The following is a 23535-nucleotide window of genomic DNA, read 5'->3' on the forward strand; positions in this document are numbered from 1 at the left end:
TTTTGTGGGTATTACGAGAAATTCTTCCCGGATTCATCCTGAAGGCCCATCCCACGGCCTTCGTCATGCTCCTGTGGGCGTCTCTTCGCCGGCCGGTCCAGACCCCTCAGCGACCAGCGCGAGCACCTCGTCGCCGTACTTGGTGAGCTTGCTCGGCCCCACCCCGCTGATCGCGCGGAGCCCCTTCGCGTCGGCCGGCGCGTGCTCGGCGATGAGCTGGAGCGTGGCGTCGGTGAAGATCACGAACGCGGGCACGCTGTCGTCCGCGGCGCGCGAGAGCCGCCACTCGCGCAGCTTCTCGAAGAGGGCCTCGTCGTAGGAGGCGGGACAGTCGGCGCACCGGCCGGTCTTCTTCTCGCGGGCGTTGGACAGCGCCCGACCGCACTCGCGGCAGTGCAGGGCGGCGCGGTTGCGCTTGGGACGCTCGCGTCGCTGTGCCGACACACCGGGTACGCCGTCGAGCAGGCCCGCGAGGAAGGGTGAGCTCCCCCGGTTGGACCGCCCGCCGGGCTCGCGTGCGGTCGCCCAGGACACCGTGAGCTCGTCGCGGGCACGGGTCATCGCGACGTAGAGGAGGCGGCGCTCCTCCTCGATCTCCGCCGGGGTCGTCGCCTGGTTGATCGGCATCATCTTCTCGTGCATGCCAGCGACGAAGACCGCGTCCCACTCCAGGCCCTTGGCGGAGTGGATGGTCGCGATGGTGACCGCGTCGGCGACCGGGGCGTGCTGCTCACTCGCCCGGCGGTCGAGGTCGTCGACGAAGTCACCGAGGCCGGCGTCGGGGCGCTCGCGGGCGAAGTCGGCCGCCACGTCGACCAGTGCCTGCAGGGACTCCCAGCGGTTGCGGACCTCTCCGCGGCCCTCCGGCGGCTCGGTGGAGTGGCCCATCCGTGACAGCACCGCCACGACGGCATCGGCCACGGGGCCGGACTCCTCGCCTCCTCTCGCCGCACCGCGCACGAGGGTGATCGCCTGCTTGACCTCACCCCGGTCGAAGAAGCGGGCGGCGCCGCGGACGACGTAGGGCACTCCACGGGCGGCCAGGGCCTCCTCGAAGCGCTCGGACTGGGCGTTGATCCGGATCAGCACCGCCATCTTGCTGGCGGGGGTGCCCTGGGCGCGCAGCGCAGCGATCCGGTCGGCGACGGCGTTGGCCTCGGCCACCTCGTCGGTGGCCTCGCGGAACGTGATCGCCGCGCCTGTCGGTCGCTGGGCGACCAGGTCGACGCCCTTGCTGGGCGTGCCGGCGAGGAGCCGGTTGGCGCCCGCCACGACCTCCGGGGTGGAGCGGTAGTTGCGGACCAGCTCGACGCTGGCGGCGGACGGGAACCGCTGGGTGAACTCGCGGAGGTAGCGGGCGTCGGCTCCGGCGAAGGAGTAGATCGTCTGGGCCGGGTCGCCGACCACGCAGAGCTCGTCGCGGCCGCCGAGCCACAGGTCGAGGAGCGCGTGCTGGAGGGGCGAGACGTCCTGGAACTCGTCGACGACGAACCACTTGTACTGACGACGCACCTGTGCGGCGACCGCCTCGTTGTCGGCCAGCAGCCCCGCCCCGAAGAGCAGGACGTCCTCCATGTCCATCCGCCCCTGGCCGCGCTTGACCTCCTCGTAGGCGTCGAAGGCGCGGGCGACCACCTCCGGCTCGAGCCCGGAGACGGCGCGACCCCGCGAACGCGCGATCGCGGCATAGGTGTCGGGGCCGACGTTGGACACCTTGGCCCACTCGATCTCGCTGGCGAGGTCGCGCAGCGTGGCCTGGTCGACGCCGAGCCGCTGGCGGCGCGCGGCCAGCGCGAGCATGCCGAGCTTGGACTCGGTCAGCTCGGGCAGCTCACGCTGGTGCACCCGCGGCCAGAAGAACCGGAGCTGGCGCAGCGCGGCCGAGTGGAAGGTGCGCGCCTGGACGCCCGGCGCGCCCAGGGCGCGCAGCCGCTCGCGCATCTCGCCCGCGGCACGGGTCGTGAAGGAGAGGGCGAGCACCTCGGTGGGGGCGTAGAGCCCCGTGGAGACACCGTGGGCGATCCGGTGCGTGACTGCGCGCGTCTTGCCGGTGCCGGCGCCTGCCAGCACCCGGACCGGGCCGCGAAGCGCCTCCGCGACCTGTCGCTGCTCGGGATCGAGCGCTTCGAGCACCGTCGGACTCCTGGGCTGGGCGGGGGGCTGGCTGGACCTGCGCCACCCTAGACGCCGGCGCCGACACCCCGGCCGGCAGCGGGATCAGAACGACTGGGGCCCGAACCGCATGATCGCGACGAAGAGGGCGAGGCCGCCGAGGACGACGTTGACCCCGATCATCGGGAACTCCTTGCGGCGGGCGTGCGTGATCGCCGCGAGCAGCATGGTCAACGCGAGCCCGCTCGCGGCGAGCGGGGTGAGCACCGGGGCGATGTCGAGAGCGGCGGGCAGGACGAGACCCACGGCGCCGAGGATCTCGACCACGCCGATGAACCTGACGGTGCCGGCGGAGAAGTCCTCCACCCACCCCATGCTCTCGGCGAGCTTCTCCTTCGGCGTGGTGGCCTTCATGAAGCCGGCCATGGCGAAGGCGGCGGCGAGGACGGCGGCGATGACCCACAGGACGATATTCATGGTGTCTCCTTGCGAGAACTTGAGGCGTCAATAACTACACCCCGAAGAACTTGATGCGTCAAGTTATTCCGCTAGCCTCGAGCGCGTGCCTGCCGACGCCTCTCCCGACCTCCCGCCCGGTGCGACCGGGCCGCGCTGGCTCGGCGAGGACGAGCTCGAGGCCTGGATGGCAGCGGCCGCCCTGGTCATGCGGCTGCCCGGTGCGCTCGACGCCCAGTTGCAGGCGGAGCAGGGCCTGACCTTTTTCGAGTACATGGTGCTCGCCGTGCTGTCGGAGCAGCCCGACCGCACGCTGCAGATGAGCGACATCGCCGCGGCGGCCTCCTCGTCCCTCTCACGGCTCTCCCACGTGGCGAAGCGGCTCGAGGCACAGGGCTTCCTGCGCCGCGAGCGCGTACCGGGCGCGGGGCGGCGTACGAACGCGGTGCTGACCGATGCGGGACTCGACAAGGTGGTCGCGGCAGCGCCCGGCCACGTGGCGCGCGTGCGGCACCTGCTCGTCGACGCCGTGCCGGCCGAGGACCTCGCCGCGCTCCGCCGGATCGGTGAGACCGTGCTGGCGCGGATCGACCCCGACCGCGGCTGCTGAGCGCCGGGAATGCCCGCGCACCGATCGTCGTTGGGGCAGGCATGTCCGAGAGCCAGTTCACGATGTTCACCACGCCCTGGTGTGGTTACTGCCACCGCCTGAAGAGCCAGCTCGCCCGCGAGGGCATCGAGTTCTCGATCGTCGACATCGAGCAGGAGCCCGACGCGGCGTTCACCGTCGAGCAGGCCAACGGCGGCAACCAGACCGTGCCGACCCTGCTGTTCGCCGACGGCAGCACGCTCACCAACCCGTCGGTGGCGCAGATCAAGGAGAGGCTGGCCTCGCTCTCGTGAGGCTGCCCGGAGGCTCGCGTCCCTGCGGGGTTAGCCTGCTGTCGTGTCCCTGCTGAACTCGATCGATCGTGACCACGTCCTCACCGCCATCGAGACCTGGGACACGGCGGGTGGTGGCAACTACATGCTCGTGCGCGGAGGCGTCTCCACCCACGTCCTCCTGCACCACGGACGTGAGTACGACGCCGCGGCCATCGCCGGCATCGCGCACGGCCTGGCGACCGGTCGCACGCTCACGGCCGCGGACATCCCGGGCGGCTCCGAGGGTGCGAGCAAGGCACTGACCCGCCTCGGCTTCGACATCCGTGACGACTCCCCTCCCGGCGCCAGCAAGACGCGCGCGCCCGCGACCCGAGCCAGCGCGCCGCGGGCGAGTGCCCGCGCGTCCCGCCCCTCGACGCCCCGTCCCCGCGTCGCCGCCAGCGACCGGCCCGACGTCCTGTGCCCCCGCTGCTACATCGCCCTCCCGGCGACGGGCATCTGCGACCAGTGCGACTGACCGGCGACTGACCGGCGTCTGACGCTCAGCCCCATCCCGGCCCGTCGAGCGGACGGCCGAACCACGTCTGGATGAGTGACGACGAGATCGAGACACCCCGCGGCACCACGAGCTCGCCCGAGCGGGCAGCGGCCTCGAACTCGGCGCGGGTCCACCACCGCGCCTCCTCGATCTCGGCACCGTCGACGTCGATGTCGGTGCTGAGGGCCCGTCCGGTGAAGCCCAGCATCAGGCTCGCCGGCAACGGCCACGGCTGGCTCCCGAAGTAGCTGACCTCGCCCACGCGCACGCCGACCTCCTCGTCGACCTCGCGGCGTACAGCGTCCTCCAGTGTCTCCCCCGGCTCGCAGAAGCCCGCCAGGGTCGACCAGCGACCGGGGGGCCAGGACGGGTTGCGGCCGAGCAGGATCGCCTCGTCCTCGCCCTCGCCGGTGGTGATCGCCATGATCACGGCCGGGTCCGTGCGGGGGAACTGCGCACGGTGGCACTGCGTGCAGCGCAGCTCGTGCCCGGCGGCGCCGCTCACCAGCGTCCCGCCGCAGCGCGGGCAGAACCGGGTGGCGTGGTGCCACTCGGCCAGGCCGATGGCGTGCATCAGCAGCGGCGCCTGGTCGGGCGCGTTGTCGGCCAGCAGCGTCAGCACGTCGCGCAGCGGCACCCACTCCTCGGGCCGGCCCGGGGTGTCCTCGGCCGGCACGATCACCGCGAGGTGCACGACGTCGTCGCGGTCACCGAGCAGGACCAGGGTGCCGTCGGGCGCCTGGTCCGGCGAGACCCACTCGATGGCGCCGGCCACCGGTCGCAGCCGGTTGCCGGCCACGACGAGCACCCGGGTCGACGGGTCGGCCAGGTGCGTGGCGAGCCACGCCTCGTCGGTGCGCTGGAGGCCCATCCGGTTGTGGGCGTGGGCCGAGAGGGCCACGTGCGGAAGGGACTCGGGAGGGGTGCGGTCGCTCACGCTTTCCCACGCTAGCGGCTAGCGTCGTGCCGTGAGCACGCACATCGGCGCCCAGCCGGGCGACATCGCCCCCACCGTCCTGCTTCCAGGCGACCCGCTGCGGGCCAAGTGGATCGCGGAGACCTTCCTCGACGACGCCCGCTGCTACAGCGAGGTCCGCGGGATGTACGGCTTCACCGGCACCTGGCGCGGCCGGCCGGTCTCGGTCCAGGGCTCGGGGATGGGCCAGCCGTCGATGTCGATCTACGTCAACGAGCTCTTCACGGAGTACGACGTCGCCTCGATCGTGCGCGTCGGCTCCTGCGGTGGGGTCACCGAGTCCGTGGGCGTGCGCGACGTGATCATCGCGTCCGGCGCCTGCACGGACTCGTCGATGAACCGGATCGCCTTCCACGGGCTCGACTACGCCCCCGTCGCCGACTTCGGGCTGCTGCGCGGTGCGGTCGAGGCGGCCGAGGCCCGCGAGGGCGGCTCGCCCTTCCACGTGGGCCTGATCTTCTCCAGCGACTCGTTCTACGCCGCCCGGCCCGAGCTGCTCGGCGAGATGGTGAAGTACGGCGTGCTGGCGGTCGAGATGGAGGCGAGCGCGCTCTACACCCTTGCCGCCAAGCACGGCCGGCGCGCGCTGGCGATCTGCACCGTCTCCGACCACATCGTCACCGGCGAGGAGACCACCTCGCAGGAGCGCGAGCAGACCTTCGGCGAGATGGTGGAGATCGCGCTCACCGCCGCCCTGGCCTGAGCTCCGTGCCCGGCGGTGCGTGAGGCAGGTTCTCGCGCCGCGGAACACGCCTCACCCACCAGTCGAGCGGTGGTCCAGCCACAGTCGGGCAGCCGGGAATGTGGCTCGACCACCGCTGGCCAGGGAGTCGTACGTCGGCGCGCCGACGGCCGGTGGTCCAGCCACACTCGGACAGCCGGGAATGTGGCTCGACCACCGCTGGCGATGGACCCCCGGTCAGAGGGCGAGCAGCTCTTCGAGGCCGGCGCGACCGGGCAGGTCGTCCGGCTCGATCGTGCGGCCCGACCGGACGTAGTGGAACGCGGCCCGCACCTTCTCGAGGGGCACGCCGGTGAGCTCGGACCACGCCAGGCGGTAGAGGGCGAGCTGGAGCGGGTCGGCGGCCTCGTGGCGGCTGGTCTTCCAGTCCACGACGAGGTAGCCGCCGTCGGGCTCCGCGTAGACCGCGTCGATGCGGCCGCGGACCACCTGGCCGGCGAGGACGAGCGCGAAGGGAGCCTCGACGGCATGGGGCGCGCGGTCGCCGAACGGGCCGTCCTCGAAGCGCTTGACCACCTCCCCGAGGTCGGCCTCGTCGTCGATGCCGGCGTCGGCGCGCCCCGGCAGCTCGTCGGGCTCGATCAGCGCCTGCTGGCCGAACCGGTGCTCGACCCAGGCGTGGAAGGCCGTGCCGAACCGCGCGGCGGGCGCGGGTGGGCGCGGCATCGGCCGGGCCAGCTCGCGGGCGAAGGCCTCGGGGTCGTCGCGCAGTCGGGCCACCGAGGTCGCCGACAGGCTGGGCGGCAGCGGCAGGTCGACCGACGTGGCGCGCTGGGCGCGCGCCTCGGTGAGCAGCTGGACCAGGTCGTCGTCCCAGTCGGCGACCCGCGCCGCCTCGACCATGTCGAGGCCCTCGTCGGGGGCGGTGCGGTCGACGGTGCGCACCAGCTCGGCGGCCGCGAGCCGGCGTCGCGCCTCCTCGCCGGGTCCGGGCACCGGCCAGGGTCGCGACGGGTCCACGTCGTCGTTGGGGTTGGGCGTCTTGCCCACGGGCTTGTCGAGCCAGCGCTCGACCGGCCGACCCCACTCCTCGAGCTGGTCGCGCACGACGCGCTGGTAGTCGGACGGACCGAAGGGGGTCGCGCGCTGGCCCCAGACGTACGACGTGACGCTGAGGTGGTGGGCGGCGCGGGTGTAGGCGACGTAGCCCAGGCGCAGCTCCTCCTCGGCGTCGTGGGCGCGCGTCTCGGCGCGGTAGGCGTCGAGCGCGGCCTTGTCGTGGCCGGCGAGCTGCGGCTGGTCGACGCGGTCCCCGCGGAGGGGCGCGGGCAGCACCGCCGGTGAGGAGGTCCAGAGCGTGCGCGAGCGGTTGCTGGGGAAGCGGGTCTCCCCCACCCCCACGCAGAACACCGACGACCACTCGAGGCCCTTGGCGCGGTGGACGGTGAGCAGCTTGACGGAGTCGGCGGCGGTCGGGGTGGCGACGTCGAGGCCGTTGCCCTGGTCGTCCTCGGCCGTGAGGTAGGCCAGCAGCGCCGGCAGGGTCACGTCGCCGTCGACGGACTGGAACTCCGCCACCGCCTTGACGAAGAGGTCGAGGTTGTCGCGCCGCGCGGCCGCGGCCGCCGAGGTCGCCGACGCGAGCTCCACGTCGACGCCGGTGGTGTCGATGATCCGCCGGACCACGTCGAGCAGCGGGTCGCCGACGTGGGTGCGCATCCGGCGCAGCTCGGCGGCCAGGAGGGCACAGCGGTCGATGGCCTCGGGCGAGTAGGCCCCCTCCCCCGGCGACTCCACGGCGTCGCTCAGGGCCGGCAGCTCGGAGGCATCGATCCCGTCGGCGATCTGCAGGAGCTGGTCGGCGACGGACGAGGCCTCCTTGCGGCTGCGTACGCCGGCGATCTCAGCGGCCCTCAGAGCGAGGAGGCGGAGGTCGCGCGGGCCGATCGCCCAGCGCGGCCCGGTGAGCAGGGTGAGCATCGAGGAGTTGGCCGTGACGTCGTGGAGGAGGGTGAGCGTCGCGACCACCTCGGCGACCTCGGGCAGCCGGATCAGGCCCGACAGCCCGACGATCTCGACCGGGATCCCGGCGGTGGTGAGGGCGTCGTAGACCTCCTCCGCCTGGGCGTTGTCGCGGCTCAGCACACCGACCTCCGACCACGGGGTCCCCGCGTCGTGCACCTGCTGCACCTCGGCGGCGAGCCAGGCGAGCTCGTCGGCGGCGCGCTCGAAGACGTGGGTCTCGACGCGACCCTCGCCGGCGATCTCCGCGGCGCGCAGCCGGGCCACCTTGTCGCCGTAGGCGGCGAGCAGGGGCTCGGCGAGCCGGTTGGCGACGTCGAGGATACGCCGGTCGGAGCGCCGGTTGACCGTCAGCGGCAGCCGTCCCGGCTCGCCGTCGGCCGCGGGGAAGGTGTCGGCGAAGTTGAGGATGTTGGACACCGAGGCGCCCCGCCAGCCGTAGATCGCCTGGTTGGGGTCGCCGACGGCCATCACCGGATGGCCCAGGCCGTGCTCGGGGTCGGGCCCGGAGAAGAGTCGCGACAGCATGGTCGCCTGCGCGACCGAGGTGTCCTGGTACTCGTCGAGGAGCACGACCTTGAAGCGCGCCCGCTCGAGCTCCCCCACCTCCGCCTGGTCGTCCACGAGGCGGGCGGCCAGCGCGATCTGGTCGCCGAAGTCCATCAGTCCCAGATCGGACTTCAGCCGCCGGTAGCCGGTGACCAGCTGGAGCAGCTCGGTCCTGCGGTCGATCGCGTGGATCGCCTTGGCGGGTGGCTCGAGGTAGGTCTTGCGGGCCTTGCCGGCCTGCTCCTCGGCGATCGCGCGCTCGAAGCCGACGCGGGCCTCGGCGTCGATGCGGCGTACGTCGTCGGCGTCGACGAGGTGCTCGCTCATCGCACCGTCGAGGGCGAGGAGGTTCTGGATGGCGGTCGCGGGGTGGTCGGTGAGCAGCTCGATGTGGCCGGTGAACCGCTCGATGACGCGGGCACCGAGCTGGTAGCGGGAGGCGTCGGAGACGACCCGGGTGTCGGGCTCGTGACCGATGCGCAGGCCGTGGTCGGTCAGCAGGGTGGCGGCGTAGGCGTGGTAGGTCGCGACCGTCGGCTCGAGGACGTCCTCCCCCTCCACGACGACCGACCGGTCGAGCAGGCCCGCCGCGCCCAGGGCCGCGGTCACGCGCTGGCGCAGCTCGGCGGCGGCCTTGGTGGTGAACGTCAGGCCGAGGACCTCCTCGGGCCGCACCTTGCCGGTCGCCACCAGCCACACGACGCGCTGCGCCATCAGCGTGGTCTTGCCGCTGCCGGCGCCCGCCACCACGACCGTGGGACGCAGGGGCGAGGTGATCGCGGCCCACTGCTCGTCGCTGGGCGCGTGACCGCCCATCAGGGCCCGCAGGTCCTCGGGGGTGTCGAGCCGGACCGGCTCGCGGGTCGGCTCGCTCACTGGACCGTCACGCTCCCGGCGCCCTTGGCGGGGCAGATGGCGACGAACGGGCAGTCGCGGCAGTGCGGGCCGGCCGTGGCCGGGAAGGTCTCGGCGCGCACCAGCTCGGCGGCGCGGGCCAGCCCGGCGCGGAGGACGGCACGCTCGGGTCCGGCGTCGTCGTGGGCCGGCTGTCCCTGCACCTTGGCCGTCGCGTCGTCGTCGTCGATGCCGAGCTGCACCAGCTCGGCGCCTCCGGAGGCGACCGGCCGGCCGGCCGCCTCGTCGACCGCGCCGGCGTCGACGGCGTACTGGTAGAGCGCGAGCTGGAGGTTGGCCGCGACGGCGGGGCCCGACGGCGGCGTGCGGGCGCTCTTGAAGTCGACGACGACCACGCGTCCGGTGTCGTCGATCTCGAGCCGGTCGGCGAAACCGGTGAGCAGGACCGGGCGGCCGTCGACGTCGACCACGCTCTGGAAGCGCTCCTCCGCCCCGAGGAACTGGCGCGGGTTGTCGCGGTGCCACTGCACGAAGCGCCCGACCGCCTTGCGGATCCGGGCCAGCTCGCGCTGCCGGGACCACGGCGTGCGGAACGCGAGCCGGTCCCAGATCGCCTCGACCTCGGCCATCAGCGGCTCGACCTCGGCCGGCAGCTCGTCGGTGGCCACCCGCTCGGCGAGGGCGTGGAGCACCTGGCCGAGGTTGGCCGACTGGTGCACCGCCGAGACGCCGCCCGCCTCCCGCTCGAAGAACCACTGGGCGGGGCAGACCAGGATCGACTCGAGCATGCTGGCCGAGATCGGCACCGGCCGCTCCGGGTCGCGGATCGGCAGCACCGACCGGGTCGCGCTGCGGGTGCCCCACCACGTGGACGGATCGGCCGCGGGCACCAGCTGGCGCCCGTCCACCTCCTCGACCGCGAGGGCCGCCAGCCGGCGCGCCGCCGCCTCGCGCAGGGGCACGGAGACGTCGGGATCGGCCGCTGTGCGGCGCAGCTCGGCGACCAGCCCGCCCAGCGAGAGGGGGCGCGGCGGGCGACCGTCCTGGTGCTCGATGGTGACCCCGAGCTCCTCGAGGAAGCGGGACGGCTGCTCGCCCTCGTCGTCCGGCGAGCGCACGGCGCTCACCACGAGGCGGCGGCGCGCGCGGGTGCACGCGACGTAGAAGAGTCGGCGCTCCTCCATCAGGAGCGCCCGGGTGGTGACGGGCGGCACGAGGTCGGGATGACCGGTGCCGTCGACACCGATCCGGTCGGCGCCCAGCAGGGTCGTACGGCGGCGCAGGTCGGGCCAGCCCTCCTGCTGGACGTGGGCCACGACGACGAGGTCCCACTCGAGCCCCTTGGAGCGGTGGGCGGTGAGCAGCCGGACGGCCGAGCCGCGGACGCCGCGCTCGGCCAGGGTGTCGGCGGGCAGCTGCTGGGCGACGAGGCTGGCGAAGAACGCCCCGACGCCGACGTGGTCGCGCTGGTCGACCGCGCGGGAGGCGAGCTCGAAGAGCGCCACGATCGCGTCGAGGTCGCGGTGGGCGCGACGGGCGCCGGCCCCGCCCCCGTCGACCTGGCGGCGCAGGCGCTCGGGCCAGGTCGTGCTCGCCCACAGGTGCCACAGGACGTCCTCGACGCCGGCCCGCTCGGCGAGCTTGTGGACTCCCTCGCGCAGCAGCGTGGCGAGGACCGCAGCGCGTTCGACGTCGGGGCCGTCGAGCCCCTCGAGGAACCCGGGCTCGACCACGGCGAGCCGGAGCAGCTCGCGGGAGGTGCGCCGGGCCTGCGCGTCGGGCTGCTCCTTCTCACGGGCACGGAGGCGGCGAGTGAGGGCGCGCAGGTCGGAGGCGTCGAGTCCGCCCAGGGGCGACAGGAGCAGCGACTCGACCCGGCCGGGGTCGAGGTAGTCGGGCGAGTCGGGGTCGTCGTTGTCGAGGTTGACCACGGCGCGCAGGCCGTCGAGGAGGGGCAGCACGGCCGGGTCCTGCACCAGGGGCAGGTCGTCGGAGGCCACCTCCACGGGCACCCCGGAGGCGGCGAGGGCGCGACGCAGCGGCGGGATGCTGGTGCGGCCGGAGCGGACGAGCACGGCCATCCGGTCCCAGGCGATGCCGTCCTCGAGGTGTGCGCGGCGCAGCAGGTCGGCGAGCCGCTCGGCCTCGGCCCGCTCGGTGTCGTAGGTGAGGACCTCCACGCGACCGTCACCCTGCGGCCCCGGCACCGCCTCCGGGGCGAGGAACGCCTCCCGTGCCTCGGCATCGATGCTGCCCGTGAGGGTCAGCCTGTGGGCGACCCGGTTGGCCGCCAGCAGGATCCGGGGGCCGAAGCGCCGGGTGCGCCGCAGCACCACCGTCGGCGCCGGCTGGCCGGCGGCGGTCGGGAAGCTCGCAGGGAAGTCGAGGATGCCGCGGACGTCGGCCCCGCGGAAGCCGTAGATGGACTGGTGCGGGTCACCGACGACGGTGAGGTTGCGGCCGTCGCCGGCGAGCGCGCGCAGGAGGGCGACCTGGCCGGGATCGGTGTCCTGGTATTCGTCGACGAAGACGTGCGTCCACCGGGCCCGCAGCTCGTCGCGGTGGGCCTCGGCCTCGATGACCGCGCGCCGGATCAGGTCGGAGTAGTCGGTGGCACCGAGGTTGTCGAGGATCGTGAGGTACTGCTCCATGAACAGGCCCGCCGACACCAGCTCGGGCAGGTCGTGCTCCTCCCCCAGGCTGCGCAGCCCGGAGGGGTCCAGGCCCTTCTCGCGGGCGCGGGCGAGCACCGCCTGCACCTCGCGGACGAAGCCGAAGGTGCCGACGGCCCGGCGCAGCTGGTCGGGCCAGACCACGGACTCCGGATTGTCGCGGAGCAGCTCGCGCAGCACCACGTCGGCCTCCGGTGCCGACAGCAGGCGGATCGCGCCCTCGTAGAGCTCGGCCGGGGCATATCTGCGGACGAGCGCATAGGCGAAGGAGTGGAACGTCGAGCAGGAGGCGGCCGACGTCGTGCGGGCGACGCGGGCCGTCACCCGGTCGCGCAGCTGCTCGGCGGCCTTGCGGGAGAAGGTGAGCGCGAGGACGGCGTCGGGCGAGGCGCCACGGACCTCGATCCGGTCGACGATCGCCTCGACCAGGGTGGTCGTCTTGCCCGTCCCGGGCCCCGCCAGCACGACCAGCGGCCCGCCCTCGTGGTCGACCACCCGCTGCTGGTGCTCGTCGAGCTCGGGCACCACGACCTCGCGGTCGGGGCGCACCAGCCGGTAGCGGGTCGACGTACTCACGGACCACACCCCATCACGCGGGACCGACAGTGTCCTGCCGGCCCCGCCGTGAGGGACGGGTGGAACGGTGGAAGCGGTCAGCCGAGGTCGACGATCGCGGCGACCGGGCCGCCACCCTCGGGACCCTGGTGGGCCGCGGAGACCGACACGAAGACCGCGGGGTCCCCGGTCACGGCCGCGGTGACACCACCGACGCACGCCTTGATCTGGCGGTGCCAGTGCACGTCGGAGTCGTCGAGCATCGCGTTGCGGCGGCCGCGGACCGTGCCGTCCTGGCTGGCCTCGCACTTGAGGAACACGTTGACCAGCCTGCCGTCGAGGTCGCTGGTGCGCGGGCGCTCGGGCAGGTCGAGGCCGGCCGTGCGGATGGCCTCCCAGATGCCGTCGGCGTCCAGCGCGTCCTTCATCACCGAGTGGCCGATGCGGTAGCGGCCGCCGACTCCCAACGCGTTGCCGACGACGACGATCTGCGCCTGGTCGAGCTCGACGCCCGAGGAGCAGGAGGCCACCGAGGAGTAGAGCTCGCGGTTGTGCATCACGTCGGCGTCGGTGGGCATCTCGATCTCCCCCAGCGCGACGGCGATGCCGAGGCCGGTGGTGCCGTTGGAGAGGTCCATCGACTCGTGGGTGTGCTCGGTCCACACCGTCTTGCCGCGCGACTTGGCGTCGCGGATCGTGTGGATGGTGAGCAGCGGGGTCTTGGTCTGGACGTAGTGCACGTCGGCGGGGTCGGTGATCCCGGCGCGCTCCATGGCGACCTTCACGCCGGCCGCGACCTTCTCGATCATCGCGGTGTAGCCGATCTCCTCGGGCAGGAGCGGCTCGCTCATCGCGAAGCCGGCGGTCAGCCGCATCTCCTCGCGCGACGGGTCGTCCTCCGCGACGTCGGTGGTCGCGAAGATGGTGGCGTGCGGGCTGATGACACCGTCGGTGCCGCCGGACCACACGATCGGCACGCCCTTGACCTGCTCGGGGTCGGCCCCCTTGGCGACGAGCGCCTCGCGGAAGGCCCGGTCGGCGATGATCCGGGTGTAGTCGTTGACGCCGCCGTTGCCCTCGGTCTTGCCGATGATCGCGAAGACGCGGTCGGCCGCGATGACGCCGTCGTCGATGAGCTTGGTGAGCTCGGAGGCGTCGGCCACCGAGTGGATCGGCACCTTGCGGACCTCGATGGCGGAGGGAGTGGCGGTCATGGCAGTGGTTCCTTTCAGTTCTGAGGACTGGGAAGTACGACGGTGCCGGCCTCGCCGGCGACCGCTGCGGTGATCTGGTCGAGGCTGGTGATGACGCCGGTGCTGCCGGTGGCCTGGACGAAGCGGCAGACCGCGTCGACCTTGGGGCCCATCGAGCCCGAGGCGAAGTGTCCGTCCGCGGCGTGGCGGCGCAGCTCGTCGACCGTCAGCCGGCCGAGCGGCTCGGCGTCGGGCTGTCCCCAGCGGATGACGGCGTTCGGGACGTCGGTGGCGATGACGAGGACGTCGGCCTCGGTCGTCTGCGCGAGCAGGGCCGCGCCCAGGTCCTTGTCGATGACCGCCTCGACGCCGGCCAGCGACCCGTCGGGACGGCGTACGTGCGGGATGCCGCCACCGCCGTTGGCGACCACGACGAAGCCGGCGCGGATCAGCGCGAGCACCGCGGGCGCGTCGAGGATCTCCAGCGGCTCGGGCGAGGCGACGACGCGACGCCAGCCCTTCTCGCCGCGGTCCTCCCAGGTCTCGCCGTGGCCCATCAGCAGCCTGGCCTCGGCCTCCGGCAGGTGTCGTCCGATGGGCTTGGTCGGCGTCGTGAAGCCCTCGTCGTCCGGGTCGACGAGGGTGCGGGTCACCAGCGCAGCGCTGCGCCGGTCGACGTGGCGGACGGCGAGCTCCTGGTCGAGCGCGTCCATCAGGACGAACCCGAGGGTGGCCTGGGTCTGCGCGCCGCACCAGTCCAGCGGGACGGGCGGTACGACGCCCGCGGCCAGCTCGTTCTTGACGAGGAGGTTGCCGACCTGGGGGCCGTTGCCGTGCGTGATGACGACCTCGTGGTCGTGCTCGAGCAGGCCGGCGACGGCGGCCATCGCCGTCCGGGCGGCGGTGATCTGGTCCTCCGGACGCGCCCGCCCCTCGGCGTTCGTCATGGCGTTGCCACCGAGTGCGAGCAGGACCCTCATGCGCTCGACCCTAGTGTCGGCGTTCACACCGACCCCACGGCACTTTCGGCCAACAACGCGGCCCTTCACTGGCAATGTTTGATACTGGTGGCATGGGTGAGCGCACCTACCTCGTCGAGGGCGTCTCCTGCACGGGCAAGACCTCGGTCGCCACAGAGCTGGAGCGCCGGGGCCGCCACGTGGTCCACGGCGACCGCCGGCTGGCCTACCAGGGAGACCCGCTCACCGGCGAGCCGCTCCCCGGCGCGCGGCACGAGCACCACGTCTGGGACGTCGCGCTGGTCCGTGAGCTCGTCGCCGACCGCTCCCGTCCGCTGACCTTCTTCTGCGGCGGCTCGAGGAACTTCCCCGCCTTCGTCGACCTCTTCGACGACGTGTTCGTCCTCGAGGTGGATGCCGCGACGCTGGTAGAGCGGCTGGACCGCCGACCTGCGGACGAGTGGGGTGCGCGTCCCGAGGAGCGGGACCTGGTGCTGCGGCTGCACCGGACCGCGGAGGACGTCCCCCGCTCGGGGGTCGGCATCGACGCGACCCGTCCGCTGACCGAGGTGGTCGACGACATCCTCCGGCGGGTGGGCCACACGCCAGGGCGACGTACCTGAGGTAGACGAAGGACCACGCCACGAGCAGGGTCGCAACGGTCACCACCACGCCGTACTTGGTGAAGCCCCAGAAGCTGATCGGCTCCCCCGCCCTGGCCGCGATGCCGAGCACGACCGCGTGGGCTCCCGCAGCGACGGCCGTGGCGTTGCCACCGAGGTCGGCGCCTGCCGGGCGGCGATGCGCGGTGAGACATTCCTCTACCCCGGCGCGGAGAGCACGCTGGTGCGCGACTACCTCGACCGCCTGCGCCGCGGTGAGCGGGTGCCGGCCTCGGTGCTGACCGCGCGCGAGGACCATGTGATCAAGCTGATCGCGGAGGGCCGGTCGTCGCGGGAGATCGCCCGCGACCTCACCATCGCGCTCAAGACCGTCGAGAGCCATCTCGCCAACATCCTCGCCAAGCTGGGGATGCGCGACCGGGTGGAGCTGATCCGTTGTGCGATCCGGGCGGGGCTCATCGAGCCCTGACGCTCACTCCACCGACTCGAGGACCGAGGTCACCTCCACCACGTCCGGGCCGTACTCCTCGTCGACCCAGGCCTGGACCGAGCCGTCGTCGTGGACGACCGGCAGGTCGACGCGGTTGCTGATCGTGCCGAACTGCGGACCGAGGGCGCCGGGCAGGTCACTCAGCTCCTCGGCGACCTCGCGCAGGCGCTCGATGGTGTTGGCGAGCTCGTAGACGCAGAGCGGACCGCCCCAGACCTCCCTGACCGCCGCCTCCGCGCGAGCGAGGTCGTCGGTGACGCCGACGTTGAGGATCATGTGGGTTGGGTCGTTCATCGCCTGCTCCAGCTCGAGCGAGGAGCCGGTCCACTGGCCGGCCACCAGCTGCTGCCAGTCCTCCCAGCGCGGGTTGATCGACTGGTCGATCCAGGTCAGCCCGTAGTCAGGCAGGGCCTCCGCCACCCGTGTGGCCCGGCCTCGAGCGGTGGTGTTGGTGGTCGCCGGGTCGACCACCGTCCACCCACCGTCCGGCTCCTCGCACGGAGTTGTGGGCGGGTCCGTCTCCGGCGGATCGAGCCCCCCGACGTTCTGCAGTCCGTCGAGCGGCTCGACCGGCTCGACCTCGGTCGCCGTGAAGGTCCTTCCGTCCCACGCGCCGACGAGCGTGAACTCGCCCCACCGGGCGCCGTCCGCCGACTCGTGCTCGGGGTGGTCGTCCCAGTCCCAGCCGGCGACGTCCGGGCCGTCGCACTGCGGAGGGAGGGAGTCGGCGATGCCGCCGAGGCACATCACCGGCCCGTCACCTTGGTCGAGGACGGTGGTCACCGTCCGGACCCGACCCTCGGCCGGCAGGGCCGCCGTCGGGGACGCGGCCGGCTTCCCCGGGCTTGCACCGCCGCTGTCCACGTCGCCGCACCCGGTCAGCGCGACGACCAGCGCCAGCACGATCCCCCGTCCCATCCACGAAGCATCTGCCCGACGCGGTCTCGCGGCAACGGATGTTGCCCGATCGTGACTCAGGGCCCCCGTCTCACCTTTCAGTCCTCTTCGTGCGGTTCCCACCCGTTGCAACGGGCCTGAACCTCAGCAACCACCGGGTACCCGGTGGTTGCTGAGCGAGGTCAGTGGTTGTGAGCGAGGTCATCGCAGCAGCGCCTCGAGCACCCGCGTGCCGACCGGCAGCCCGTGGTCGTCGTAGTAGGCGAACATCGCGCTCAGCCACGGGTGGATCCCCGGGTCCGGCACCTGCCTCACCGGCACACCCGCCTCCTCGGCCAGCTCCCGCACCGTCGCGACGCGGGTCGCGAGCTCGTACGTCGCTCCGCCGTGGCCGGGCTGGGTGAGGACGACGGCCGCGGCGCGCCCGAGGTCGGCGAGGTCGAGGAAGCCGAAGGGGACGTCCGGCGAGTAGGGCACCTCGAGCGGGCCGGTCCGGTCGAGGTTCTGCAGGTAGGCGCCGGGCTGGAGGATCGTCCAGTCGAGGCCGCTGCGGCGCACCAGGTCCTCGCTGCGCGCCTTGCCGACGTGGTGCGGCATCGCAGGCGCGTAGGGCGAGGCGACCGAGTGGTAGACGACCCGCGCGACCCCGGCCCGCGTCAGCGCGGCCAGCGCACCAGCGACGTACGCCGGCTCGTCGGGGTGGAGGTTGGGGGCGATGACGTACGCCGCGTCGCAGCCGGTGACCGCGGCCGCGAGGTCCGGCCAGTCCGCACGCCCCAGGGGCACCGCGTCGACGCCCCGTGCGGTCAGCGCCTCGGCGACCGCACGGCCGGTCTTCCCGTGGCCGCCGAGGAGCGCGACGCGCACGGATCAGATCCGGTCGACGTCGGCGTGCGTCGCCCCGTCGGCCAGCGCTGCATAGCCCGGACCGCGGTCGAAGAACGCGTCGTCCTCCCGGCTCCAGGCGGCCCGGCCGGACCGCTCGGCGTCGGTCGCGGACGCGTCGAAGGCGAGGTCGCCGGCGTCGGTCGAGCCGGTCAGCACGACGCCGTAGTCGCGCAGTGCGGCCGCCGTCGAGACCTTGCCCCAGACCACGTCGCGCACGACGAGCTCGGGGTCGCGGGCCAACGGGTCGCCCCAGCCGCCGCCACCCGTCGTACGGATGCGGACGACCTGCCCGGCCCTGATCGGCTCGGCGTCGGCGAGGGCGTCGACCTCGCGCTCGTCGGGGCCGCCCGGGTCGATGACGACCTGGAACGGTGCGCCGGCCCGGCCGCCGCGCACGCCCCAGCAGGCCAGGATCGAGCGGTCCGCGATGGACATGAAGTGGGCGTCCTTGAGCATCCGGATCTGCTTCTCGTAGCCCAGGCCGCCGCGGAACTGGCCGGCGCCGCCGGAGTCCACGGCCAGGCCGAGGCGCTCGACGATGAAGGGGAAGCGCGACTCGGTGAACTCGGTGGGCAGGTTGCGCGAGTCGGGCACGACGTGGATGGTGTCCTCGCCGTCGGCGTAGTAGCGCCCGCCGGAGCCGCCGCCGAGCACCTCGCGCATGAGGTAGTCGTTGCCGTCGAGGTCCTTGCCGTAGACGCCGGTGTAGCGGATCGTCTCCTGGTCGGCCGGCATCTTGCCGTCGACGGCCTTCGCCACGACGCCGGCGAGCACGCCGAGCAGTCGCAGGATCACGAACGTGCGGGCGTTGGTCGGGCCGGGGTGGATCGGGGTGAGCAGCGTGCCCTTCTCGGGGAAGCGCATCTCGATGAGGGGAACGATGCCCTCGTTGACGTCGAGCTCGGCCATCCGCTCGGGGGTGTCGGCGAGGTTGCGCAGGATCGGCGCGAGCCACTTCTTGAGGAAGTTGCCGCCGACGTAGTCACCGCAGTGGTTGATCGGTCCCTTGGCCTGGGCGCTGGTGCCGGTGAAGTCGATGATCAGGCGGGGCCCGGCCGGGCGCCCGTTCTCGGGGTCGGCCGGGGCGTCGCTGACCTTGGTCAGGGTGATCCGCTGGGTGTGCAGCTGCGGCTCGTCGACGCCGTCGTGCTCGGCGTAGTCCTCCCAGACGTAGGTGCCGTCGGGGATCTTGGAGAGGATCTCGCGGCGGTAGGTCTCGGTGGTGGTGTCGAGGATCGCGTCGAAGGCGGTCTCGATGGCCTCGCGGCCGTAGCGCTCGAACAGCTCGCTGAGCCGGCGCGCGCCCATCAGGCACGCCGAGCACTCCGCGTCGAGGTCCGCGGCCAGGCTGTCGGGCATGCGCGAGTTGCGGGTCATGATCCGCAGCGCGGCCCGGTTGGGCACGCCCGCGTCCCACAGCTTGATCGGCGGGACCGCCAGCCCCTCCTCGTAGACGCTCGTCGCGCCGCTGGGCATCGAGCCCGGGCAGGCGCCGCCGATGTCGTCGTGGTGGCCGAAGGCCTGCACGAAGGCCACGACCTCGCCCTCGTGGAAGACCGGGACGGTCACGCAGAGGTCGGGCAGGTGGCCGATGCCGCCCTCCGACTCGTAGACGTCGTTGTGGAAGAAGACGTCGCCCTCGCGCATCTCGGCCAGCGGGAAGTCGCGCACGATCGGGTGCACCAGGGCGCTGTAGGAGCGACCGGTGAGCTTGCGCAGCTGGCGGTCGTGGATGCCGGCGCGGAAGTCGTGGGCGTCGCGGATCATCGGCGAGCGGCTGGTGCGGCCGATGGCGGTCTCAACCTCCATCTCGACGCTGGCCAGGGTGCCCTGGACGATCTCGACGAGGATCGGGTCGACCGACGTGCCCTCGGCCGTCAGGCGTCCGCCGTGCTCGTAGGCCGTCGGCAGGCCGGCCGGGTTGACCGGCCTGGCGGTGACGTACGCCGGGTCCACTGCAGTGCTGCTCATCGCGCGGCCTCCTGGGTCTTGCGGATCACGAGGTTGGCCCAGTCGTCGACCCGGACCTCGAAGCCGGGGTGGACGGGGATGGTGGAGCCGAACTCCTCCACGATGGCGGGACCGGCGAAGGTGTCGCCGGCGCCGAGGTCGCCCCGCCAGATGACGGGGGTGTCGACGTAGCCCTGCTCCGGGTCGAAGCAGACGGGCCTCGTGACCGGGCTCCGCCCGCCCTCGACCGGCGAGGCGCCCAGCCTGGGGATCTCCGGGCGGGTGATCGGCCCGATGCCGGTGACGCGGAGGTTGACCCACTCGACCTGCTGGGTGGGGTCGCCGCGGAAGTCGTAGCCGTAGAGCTGGCGGTGGTCGGCGTGGAACGCGTCCGCGACCTGTTCGACGTACGCCGCGTCGACGACGCCCTCGGGGGCGGCGACGCGCACCTCGTAGGCCTGTCCGACGTAGCGCACGTCGATCGTGCGGTGGAACTGGTGCTCGGCGGCCCCGAAGCCCTCCTTGTCGAGCGCCTCGCGCGCCCGGTCGGTGAGGGTGTCGAGGATCGCCTGCACGGCCGCGTGGTCGAGCGCGGACTCCTTGGCGACGTGGGTCTGGACGTAGTCGTTCTTGACGTCGACCGTCAGCAGCCCGAAGGCGCTGACGTTGCCGGGGTTGGGAGGTACGACGACTCCCGCCAGGTCGAGGATGTCGACGAGCCGGCAGGCCAGCAGCGAGCCCGAGCCGCCGAAGGTGGTCAGCATGAAGTCGCGCACGTCGAGACCACGCTTGACGCTCACCTGGCGCAGCGCGTTGGCCTGGTTCCAGGCGGAGATCTCCAGGATCCCGGTGGCGCACTTCTCGAAGTCGAGGCCGAGCTGGTCGGCGAGGTCGGCGATGCCGCGGCGGGCGGCCTCCACGTCGAGCGGGATCTCGCCGCCGAGCAGGTGGGGTGGGATCCGGCCGAGGGTCACGTGGGCGTCGGTGATGGTGGGCTGGGTGCCGCCCTTGCCGTAGCAGAGCGGACCGGGGTCGGCGCCGGCCGAGTGCGGGCCGACCTTGAGGGTCCCCTCCGGGGAGAGCCACGCGATCGAGCCGCCGCCCGCGCCGACGGTGACGACGTCGATCATCGGGATCTTGCTGGGGTAGGCGCCGACGGTGCCCTCGGTGGTGAGCGTGGGCTCGCCGTCGAGGACGACCGAGACGTCGGTCGACGTGCCGCCGCCGTCGCAGGTGAGGATCCTGGGGAAGCCGGCGACCTTGGCGATCAGCGCGGCGCCGAGGGCACCGGCCGCCGGTCCGGAGAGCACGGTGGTGATCGGCTGGTGCACGACCTCGTCGGCGGACAGGACGCCGCCGTTGGACTTCATCACGTAGAACGGGATGGGCCCCCGGTCGCCGTGCGCCGAGCCGGTGAAGCCGTGCAACCGGTCCTGGATGTTGGTGACGTAGCGGCTGACGTTGGGCTTGACCGCCGCGTCGACCAGCGTGGTCATCGCGCGCTCGTACTCGCGGTACTCCCTCAGCACCTCGCTGGAGATCGACACGATCGCCTCGGGGTGCTCGCGGCGCAGGATCTCGCGCATCCGCAGCTCGTGTGCGTCGTCGGCATAGGCGTGCAGCAGGCAGACGCCGATCGTGGCGATCCCCTGGGCCTTGAACCACCGCGCGGCGGCAACGGCGGCGTCCTCGTCGAAGGGGCGGATCTCGGCACCGGTGAAGTCCAGGCGGCCGCCGACGGTGCGGACCCGGTCGGCCGGCACGATGCGGTCGGGCTTGACCCAGAAGTAGGAGTTGCCGTAGCCGTCGGGCACGGACTGCCGGGCGATCTCGAGCATGAACTCGTAGCCCTCGGTCGTGATGAAGCCGAGCGCCTCGACCTTGCCCTCGAGCAGCTTGTTGGTCGCCACCGTCGTGCCGTGGGAGACCGCGGTGATGTCGCTGCCCTCGGCGCCGACGATGCCCAGGATCTTCTCGATGCCGGCGATGAACCCGTCGGCCGGGTTGCCCGGGGTGCTCGGGGTCTTGGTGGTGACGAGCTCCCCCGAGTCCTCGTCGAAGGCCACCACGTCGGTGAACGTGCCACCGGTGTCGATGCCGATCCTGATCCGTCGGGAGGTGTGCGCCATGGGGTCGATTCAACCGAGGTGGACGTGGCCGCGACCACGGCAGGATCTGCCGACGAAGCGCCCTACCTTCGGCAAGACATGTGCACACAGGCGCGGCGGGAAATAGGTGAAGGGCCCTCGTTGGTATGAGCAACAAGGGCCCTTCGGTTGACCGGTCGGTGTGATGCTCCCGGTCGATCGCCTCGTCTGTCCGGTCCCGGCCGCCGCATCACCCGGCGGCCGCTTCGTTCCCCGGCGAACCGGTTCCCGTCGTGTGGACCATTCTTCCTGGGCCATCGCGCCTCCCCTTGCGGGGCTGCGTAGGGAGAGTTCTATGCCCTGGATCACACGGCCCGCAAGAGCTCCGGCGGAAGTTCTTCCACATACTTCGGGTTCCGGCGCGTCGTCCCCAGCGCGGCCCGGTTCATCCCCAGCTGGTCGAGGTTTTTCCACAATTCTGTGCACAGGCCGCGCGTGGCGCCGCGTGGATGGTCCGTGTCCATTGACTCGTTGCAGGGCCGCCGGGAGGAGCTCTTTGACGCGGACTACCGCGGGTCAGCCCGCGAGCAGTGCCTCGACCGCTGCGGCGACCTCGAGCAGCCGCCCGTCGGAGCCGTGCCTCGCGACCAGCTGGACCCCGATCGGCAGGCCGTCGGCGGTGGTGCCGGCGGGCACGGAGATCGCCGGGCAGCCGGTGACGGTGATGGCCCACGCCGAGCGCATCCAGGCCAAGTAGTCGGGCTTCCGGCGGCCGTTGATCGTCTCGGGGAACTCCTGCTCCACCGGGAACGGCGGCACCTGCGAGGTCGGCAGCAGCAGCACGTCGTGGTCGCCGAAGAACATCCGCATGGTCTCCGACAGGGTCGTGCGCTGGGTGTAGGCCCGCGCGACGTCGGCGCCGGTCAGCGACTCCCCCGCGCGGATGTTGGCCTCGAGCGAGGGCTTGAACGACGTCGGGTGCTCCGCCAGCAGCGCGGCGAACTTCGCCTGGAAGTGCCACGCCCGCAGCGTGCGGAAGGTGTCGTCGGCGAGGGACAGGTCCGGCTGGGCCTCCACGACCGTCGCGCCCGCGTCGGAGAGCCGGGCCGCGGTGGCTCGTACGACGTCCGCGACCGCGTGGTCGACGACGAGCGAGCCGCCCAGGTCCACCGAGCAGGCCACCCGCAGCCCGGCCAGCGGGGCCGGGACCACCGGTGGGGCGAAGCTCGACCCGGAGTCGCCGAGTGCCAGCGGAGCGCGCGGGTCGGGCCCGGCGAGGACGGAGAGGAGCAGGGCGAGGTCGCCGACGTTGCGGGCCATCGGGCCGCCGACGGACGTGCTCTCCCACTGGTTGTAGAGCGGCCACTCCGGCACCCGTCCCAGCGACGGCCGGAGGCCGACCACACCGCAGAACGACGCGGGGTTGCGCAGGGAGCCGCCCATGTCGGAGCCGTCGGCGAGCGGCACCATGCCGGAGGCGAGCGCGGACGCCGCTCCCCCGCTGGACCCGCCGGCCGACCGGGTCGGGTCGACGGGGTTGCGGGTGACGCCGAAGACGGTGTTGAAGGTGTGCGACCCGGCCGCGAACTCCGGCACGTTGGTCTTGCCGACGAAGACCGCGCCGGCCCGCCGGACGCGCTCGACCAGGAGGTCGTCGTGGTCGGCCACGGAGTCGGCGAAGATCGGCGACCCGTAGGTCGTGCGCCAGCCCTCGAGCGCATGCGTGTCCTTCACCGCGAAGGGCAGGCCGTGCAGCGGACCGACGTCGGCACCCGACGCCAGGGCCTCGTCAGCCGTCGCGGCGGCCGCACGCGCGCGGTCCTCGTCGAGCGAGACGATCGCGTTGAGCTCGGGGTTGCGCTCGCCGATGCGGGCCAGGTGCAGCTCCAGCAGCTCGCGCGCCGAGATCGCACCGGAGCGTACGGCGGCGGCCTGGGCGCGCGCGGTCGAGTCGACGGTCAGGTCGGTCATCGCCTCAGCGGCCGCTTGTCCTGAGGAGGGCGATCTGCGCCCGCCTCGACGGGAACACGCCTCCGACGATGACGCCGAGCACCACGAGGCCGGCTCCGACGGCGACGCCGGTGAGGAACTCCTGGCGCGAGCCGGCCGCAGCCGCCGGGGAGGGCGCGGTGAACACCGTGCCGGC

18 protein-coding genes are annotated in these 23535 nt (G+C 72.8%); 6 read left to right on the forward strand and 12 right to left on the reverse strand.

The features are described 5' to 3' along the window. Window positions 1–63 precede the first annotated feature (63 nt). Together JWN97_RS19875 and JWN97_RS19880 are read right to left on the reverse strand one after the other, a co-directional pair. Complete coding sequence (locus tag JWN97_RS19875; protein ID WP_297627113.1) at window positions 64–2133, reverse strand: ATP-dependent DNA helicase UvrD2; 2070 nt, start codon at window positions 2131–2133, stop codon at window positions 64–66. Window positions 2134–2217: 84 nt separating this feature from the next. After that, window positions 2218–2589 (reverse strand): DoxX family protein, encoded by a 372-nt coding sequence (locus tag JWN97_RS19880; RefSeq protein ID WP_297627115.1) that lies wholly within the window; start codon window positions 2587–2589, stop codon window positions 2218–2220. 85 nt (window positions 2590–2674) lie between these two features. On the opposite strand from JWN97_RS19880, the gene JWN97_RS19885 reads away from it, so the two are divergent. From JWN97_RS19885 to JWN97_RS19895, 3 genes are read left to right on the forward strand one after another with little or no spacing between them, the layout of a single operon-like run. Next, on the forward strand, window positions 2675–3178 hold the full coding sequence (locus JWN97_RS19885) for a MarR family winged helix-turn-helix transcriptional regulator (RefSeq protein WP_297627117.1): 504 nt from the start codon (window positions 2675–2677) through the stop codon (window positions 3176–3178). Between the two features lie 41 nt (window positions 3179–3219). Next, entirely contained in the window at window positions 3220–3471 is a 252-nt protein-coding gene (locus tag JWN97_RS19890) for a mycoredoxin (protein ID WP_297627119.1), read from the forward strand. A 43-nt stretch (window positions 3472–3514) separates the two neighbouring features. Further along, window positions 3515–3970 (forward strand): hypothetical protein, encoded by a 456-nt coding sequence (locus JWN97_RS19895; RefSeq protein ID WP_297627122.1) that lies wholly within the window; start codon window positions 3515–3517, stop codon window positions 3968–3970. Between the two features lie 25 nt (window positions 3971–3995). On the opposite strand, the gene nudC is transcribed toward JWN97_RS19895, so the two are convergent. Continuing rightward, window positions 3996–4928, reverse strand: coding sequence for an NAD(+) diphosphatase (gene nudC / locus JWN97_RS19900; protein WP_297627125.1), 933 nt, complete (start codon window positions 4926–4928; stop codon window positions 3996–3998). 31 nt (window positions 4929–4959) lie between these two features. Here nudC and deoD point away from each other — a divergent pair, with 31 nt between their 5' ends. After that, the gene (deoD, locus tag JWN97_RS19905) at window positions 4960–5670 is read left to right on the forward strand and encodes a purine-nucleoside phosphorylase (RefSeq protein WP_297627127.1); all 711 of its coding nucleotides are present in this window, start codon (window positions 4960–4962) and stop codon (window positions 5668–5670) included. A 216-nt stretch (window positions 5671–5886) separates the two neighbouring features. Here the strand turns inward: deoD and JWN97_RS19910 are convergent, their stop codons facing one another. The 4 genes from JWN97_RS19910 to arcC all read right to left on the reverse strand — a co-directional run bounded on the left by JWN97_RS19910 (window position 5887) and on the right by arcC (window position 14475). Continuing rightward, window positions 5887–9096, reverse strand: a complete 3210-nt coding sequence (locus JWN97_RS19910; RefSeq protein ID WP_297627130.1) for an ATP-dependent DNA helicase — start codon at window positions 9094–9096, stop codon at window positions 5887–5889. Further along, a complete protein-coding gene (locus JWN97_RS19915) occupies window positions 9093–12323 on the reverse strand; it encodes an ATP-dependent DNA helicase (RefSeq protein WP_297627133.1) in 3231 nt (1076 codons plus the stop codon). The genes JWN97_RS19910 and JWN97_RS19915 overlap by 4 nt, the downstream gene beginning before the upstream one ends. A gap of 77 nt (window positions 12324–12400) precedes the next feature. Continuing rightward, entirely contained in the window at window positions 12401–13516 is a 1116-nt protein-coding gene (locus JWN97_RS19920) for a ring-opening amidohydrolase (RefSeq protein WP_297627136.1), read from the reverse strand. Window positions 13517–13530: 14 nt separating this feature from the next. Beyond that, a complete protein-coding gene (gene arcC, locus JWN97_RS19925) occupies window positions 13531–14475 on the reverse strand; it encodes a carbamate kinase (RefSeq protein ID WP_297627138.1) in 945 nt (314 codons plus the stop codon). A 92-nt stretch (window positions 14476–14567) separates the two neighbouring features. On the opposite strand from arcC, the gene JWN97_RS19930 reads away from it, so the two are divergent. Further along, window positions 14568–15077: a nucleoside kinase gene (locus JWN97_RS19930; RefSeq protein ID WP_297627140.1), complete on the forward strand. Its 510-nt coding sequence runs from the start codon at window positions 14568–14570 to the stop codon at window positions 15075–15077. Between the two features lie 118 nt (window positions 15078–15195). Further along, window positions 15196–15546: a response regulator transcription factor gene (locus JWN97_RS19935; protein ID WP_297627143.1), complete on the forward strand. Its 351-nt coding sequence runs from the start codon at window positions 15196–15198 to the stop codon at window positions 15544–15546. A gap of 3 nt (window positions 15547–15549) precedes the next feature. Here JWN97_RS19935 and JWN97_RS19940 read toward each other — a convergent pair whose 3' ends face one another. The 5 genes from JWN97_RS19940 to JWN97_RS19960 all read right to left on the reverse strand — a co-directional run bounded on the left by JWN97_RS19940 (window position 15550) and on the right by JWN97_RS19960 (window position 23360). Beyond that, window positions 15550–16485 (reverse strand): hypothetical protein, encoded by a 936-nt coding sequence (locus JWN97_RS19940; protein WP_297627145.1) that lies wholly within the window; start codon window positions 16483–16485, stop codon window positions 15550–15552. A 180-nt stretch (window positions 16486–16665) separates the two neighbouring features. After that, entirely contained in the window at window positions 16666–17331 is a 666-nt protein-coding gene (locus tag JWN97_RS19945; protein WP_297627148.1) for an NAD(P)H-binding protein, read from the reverse strand. A gap of 3 nt (window positions 17332–17334) precedes the next feature. Further along, window positions 17335–19323 (reverse strand): hydantoinase B/oxoprolinase family protein, encoded by a 1989-nt coding sequence (locus JWN97_RS19950; RefSeq protein WP_297627151.1) that lies wholly within the window; start codon window positions 19321–19323, stop codon window positions 17335–17337. Next, window positions 19320–21431, reverse strand: a complete 2112-nt coding sequence (locus tag JWN97_RS19955; RefSeq protein WP_297627154.1) for a hydantoinase/oxoprolinase family protein — start codon at window positions 21429–21431, stop codon at window positions 19320–19322. The genes JWN97_RS19950 and JWN97_RS19955 overlap by 4 nt, the downstream gene beginning before the upstream one ends. 534 nt (window positions 21432–21965) lie before the next feature. Beyond that, window positions 21966–23360 carry an amidase gene (locus JWN97_RS19960; RefSeq protein WP_297627158.1) on the reverse strand — a complete coding sequence of 465 codons (1395 nt, stop codon included), beginning with the start codon at window positions 23358–23360 and terminating at the stop codon, window positions 21966–21968. Between the last annotated feature and the right edge of the window lie 175 nt (window positions 23361–23535).

Origin of the sequence: Nocardioides sp., from assembly GCF_025965415.1 — a bacterium.
GTDB lineage: Bacteria > Actinomycetota > Actinomycetes > Propionibacteriales > Nocardioidaceae > Nocardioides.

What these genes read in the sequence shown, in the direction of transcription:
- JWN97_RS19880 (WP_297627115.1), bottom strand. Translation starts at nt 2,589, where the DNA reads ATGAATATCGTCCTGTGGGTCATCGCCGCCGTCCTCGCCGCCGCCTTC.
- arcC (WP_297627138.1), bottom strand. Translation starts at nt 14,475, where the DNA reads ATGAGGGTCCTGCTCGCACTCGGTGGCAACGCCATGACGAACGCCGAG.
- JWN97_RS19890 (WP_297627119.1), top strand. Translation starts at nt 3,220, where the DNA reads ATGTCCGAGAGCCAGTTCACGATGTTCACCACGCCCTGGTGTGGTTAC.
- JWN97_RS19960 (WP_297627158.1), bottom strand. Translation starts at nt 23,360, where the DNA reads ATGACCGACCTGACCGTCGACTCGACCGCGCGCGCCCAGGCCGCCGCC.
- JWN97_RS19920 (WP_297627136.1), bottom strand. Translation starts at nt 13,516, where the DNA reads ATGACCGCCACTCCCTCCGCCATCGAGGTCCGCAAGGTGCCGATCCAC.
- JWN97_RS19940 (WP_297627145.1), bottom strand. Translation starts at nt 16,485, where the DNA reads ATGGGACGGGGGATCGTGCTGGCGCTGGTCGTCGCGCTGACCGGGTGC.
- JWN97_RS19930 (WP_297627140.1), top strand. Translation starts at nt 14,568, where the DNA reads ATGGGTGAGCGCACCTACCTCGTCGAGGGCGTCTCCTGCACGGGCAAG.
- JWN97_RS19955 (WP_297627154.1), bottom strand. Translation starts at nt 21,431, where the DNA reads ATGGCGCACACCTCCCGACGGATCAGGATCGGCATCGACACCGGTGGC.
- JWN97_RS19950 (WP_297627151.1), bottom strand. Translation starts at nt 19,323, where the DNA reads ATGAGCAGCACTGCAGTGGACCCGGCGTACGTCACCGCCAGGCCGGTC.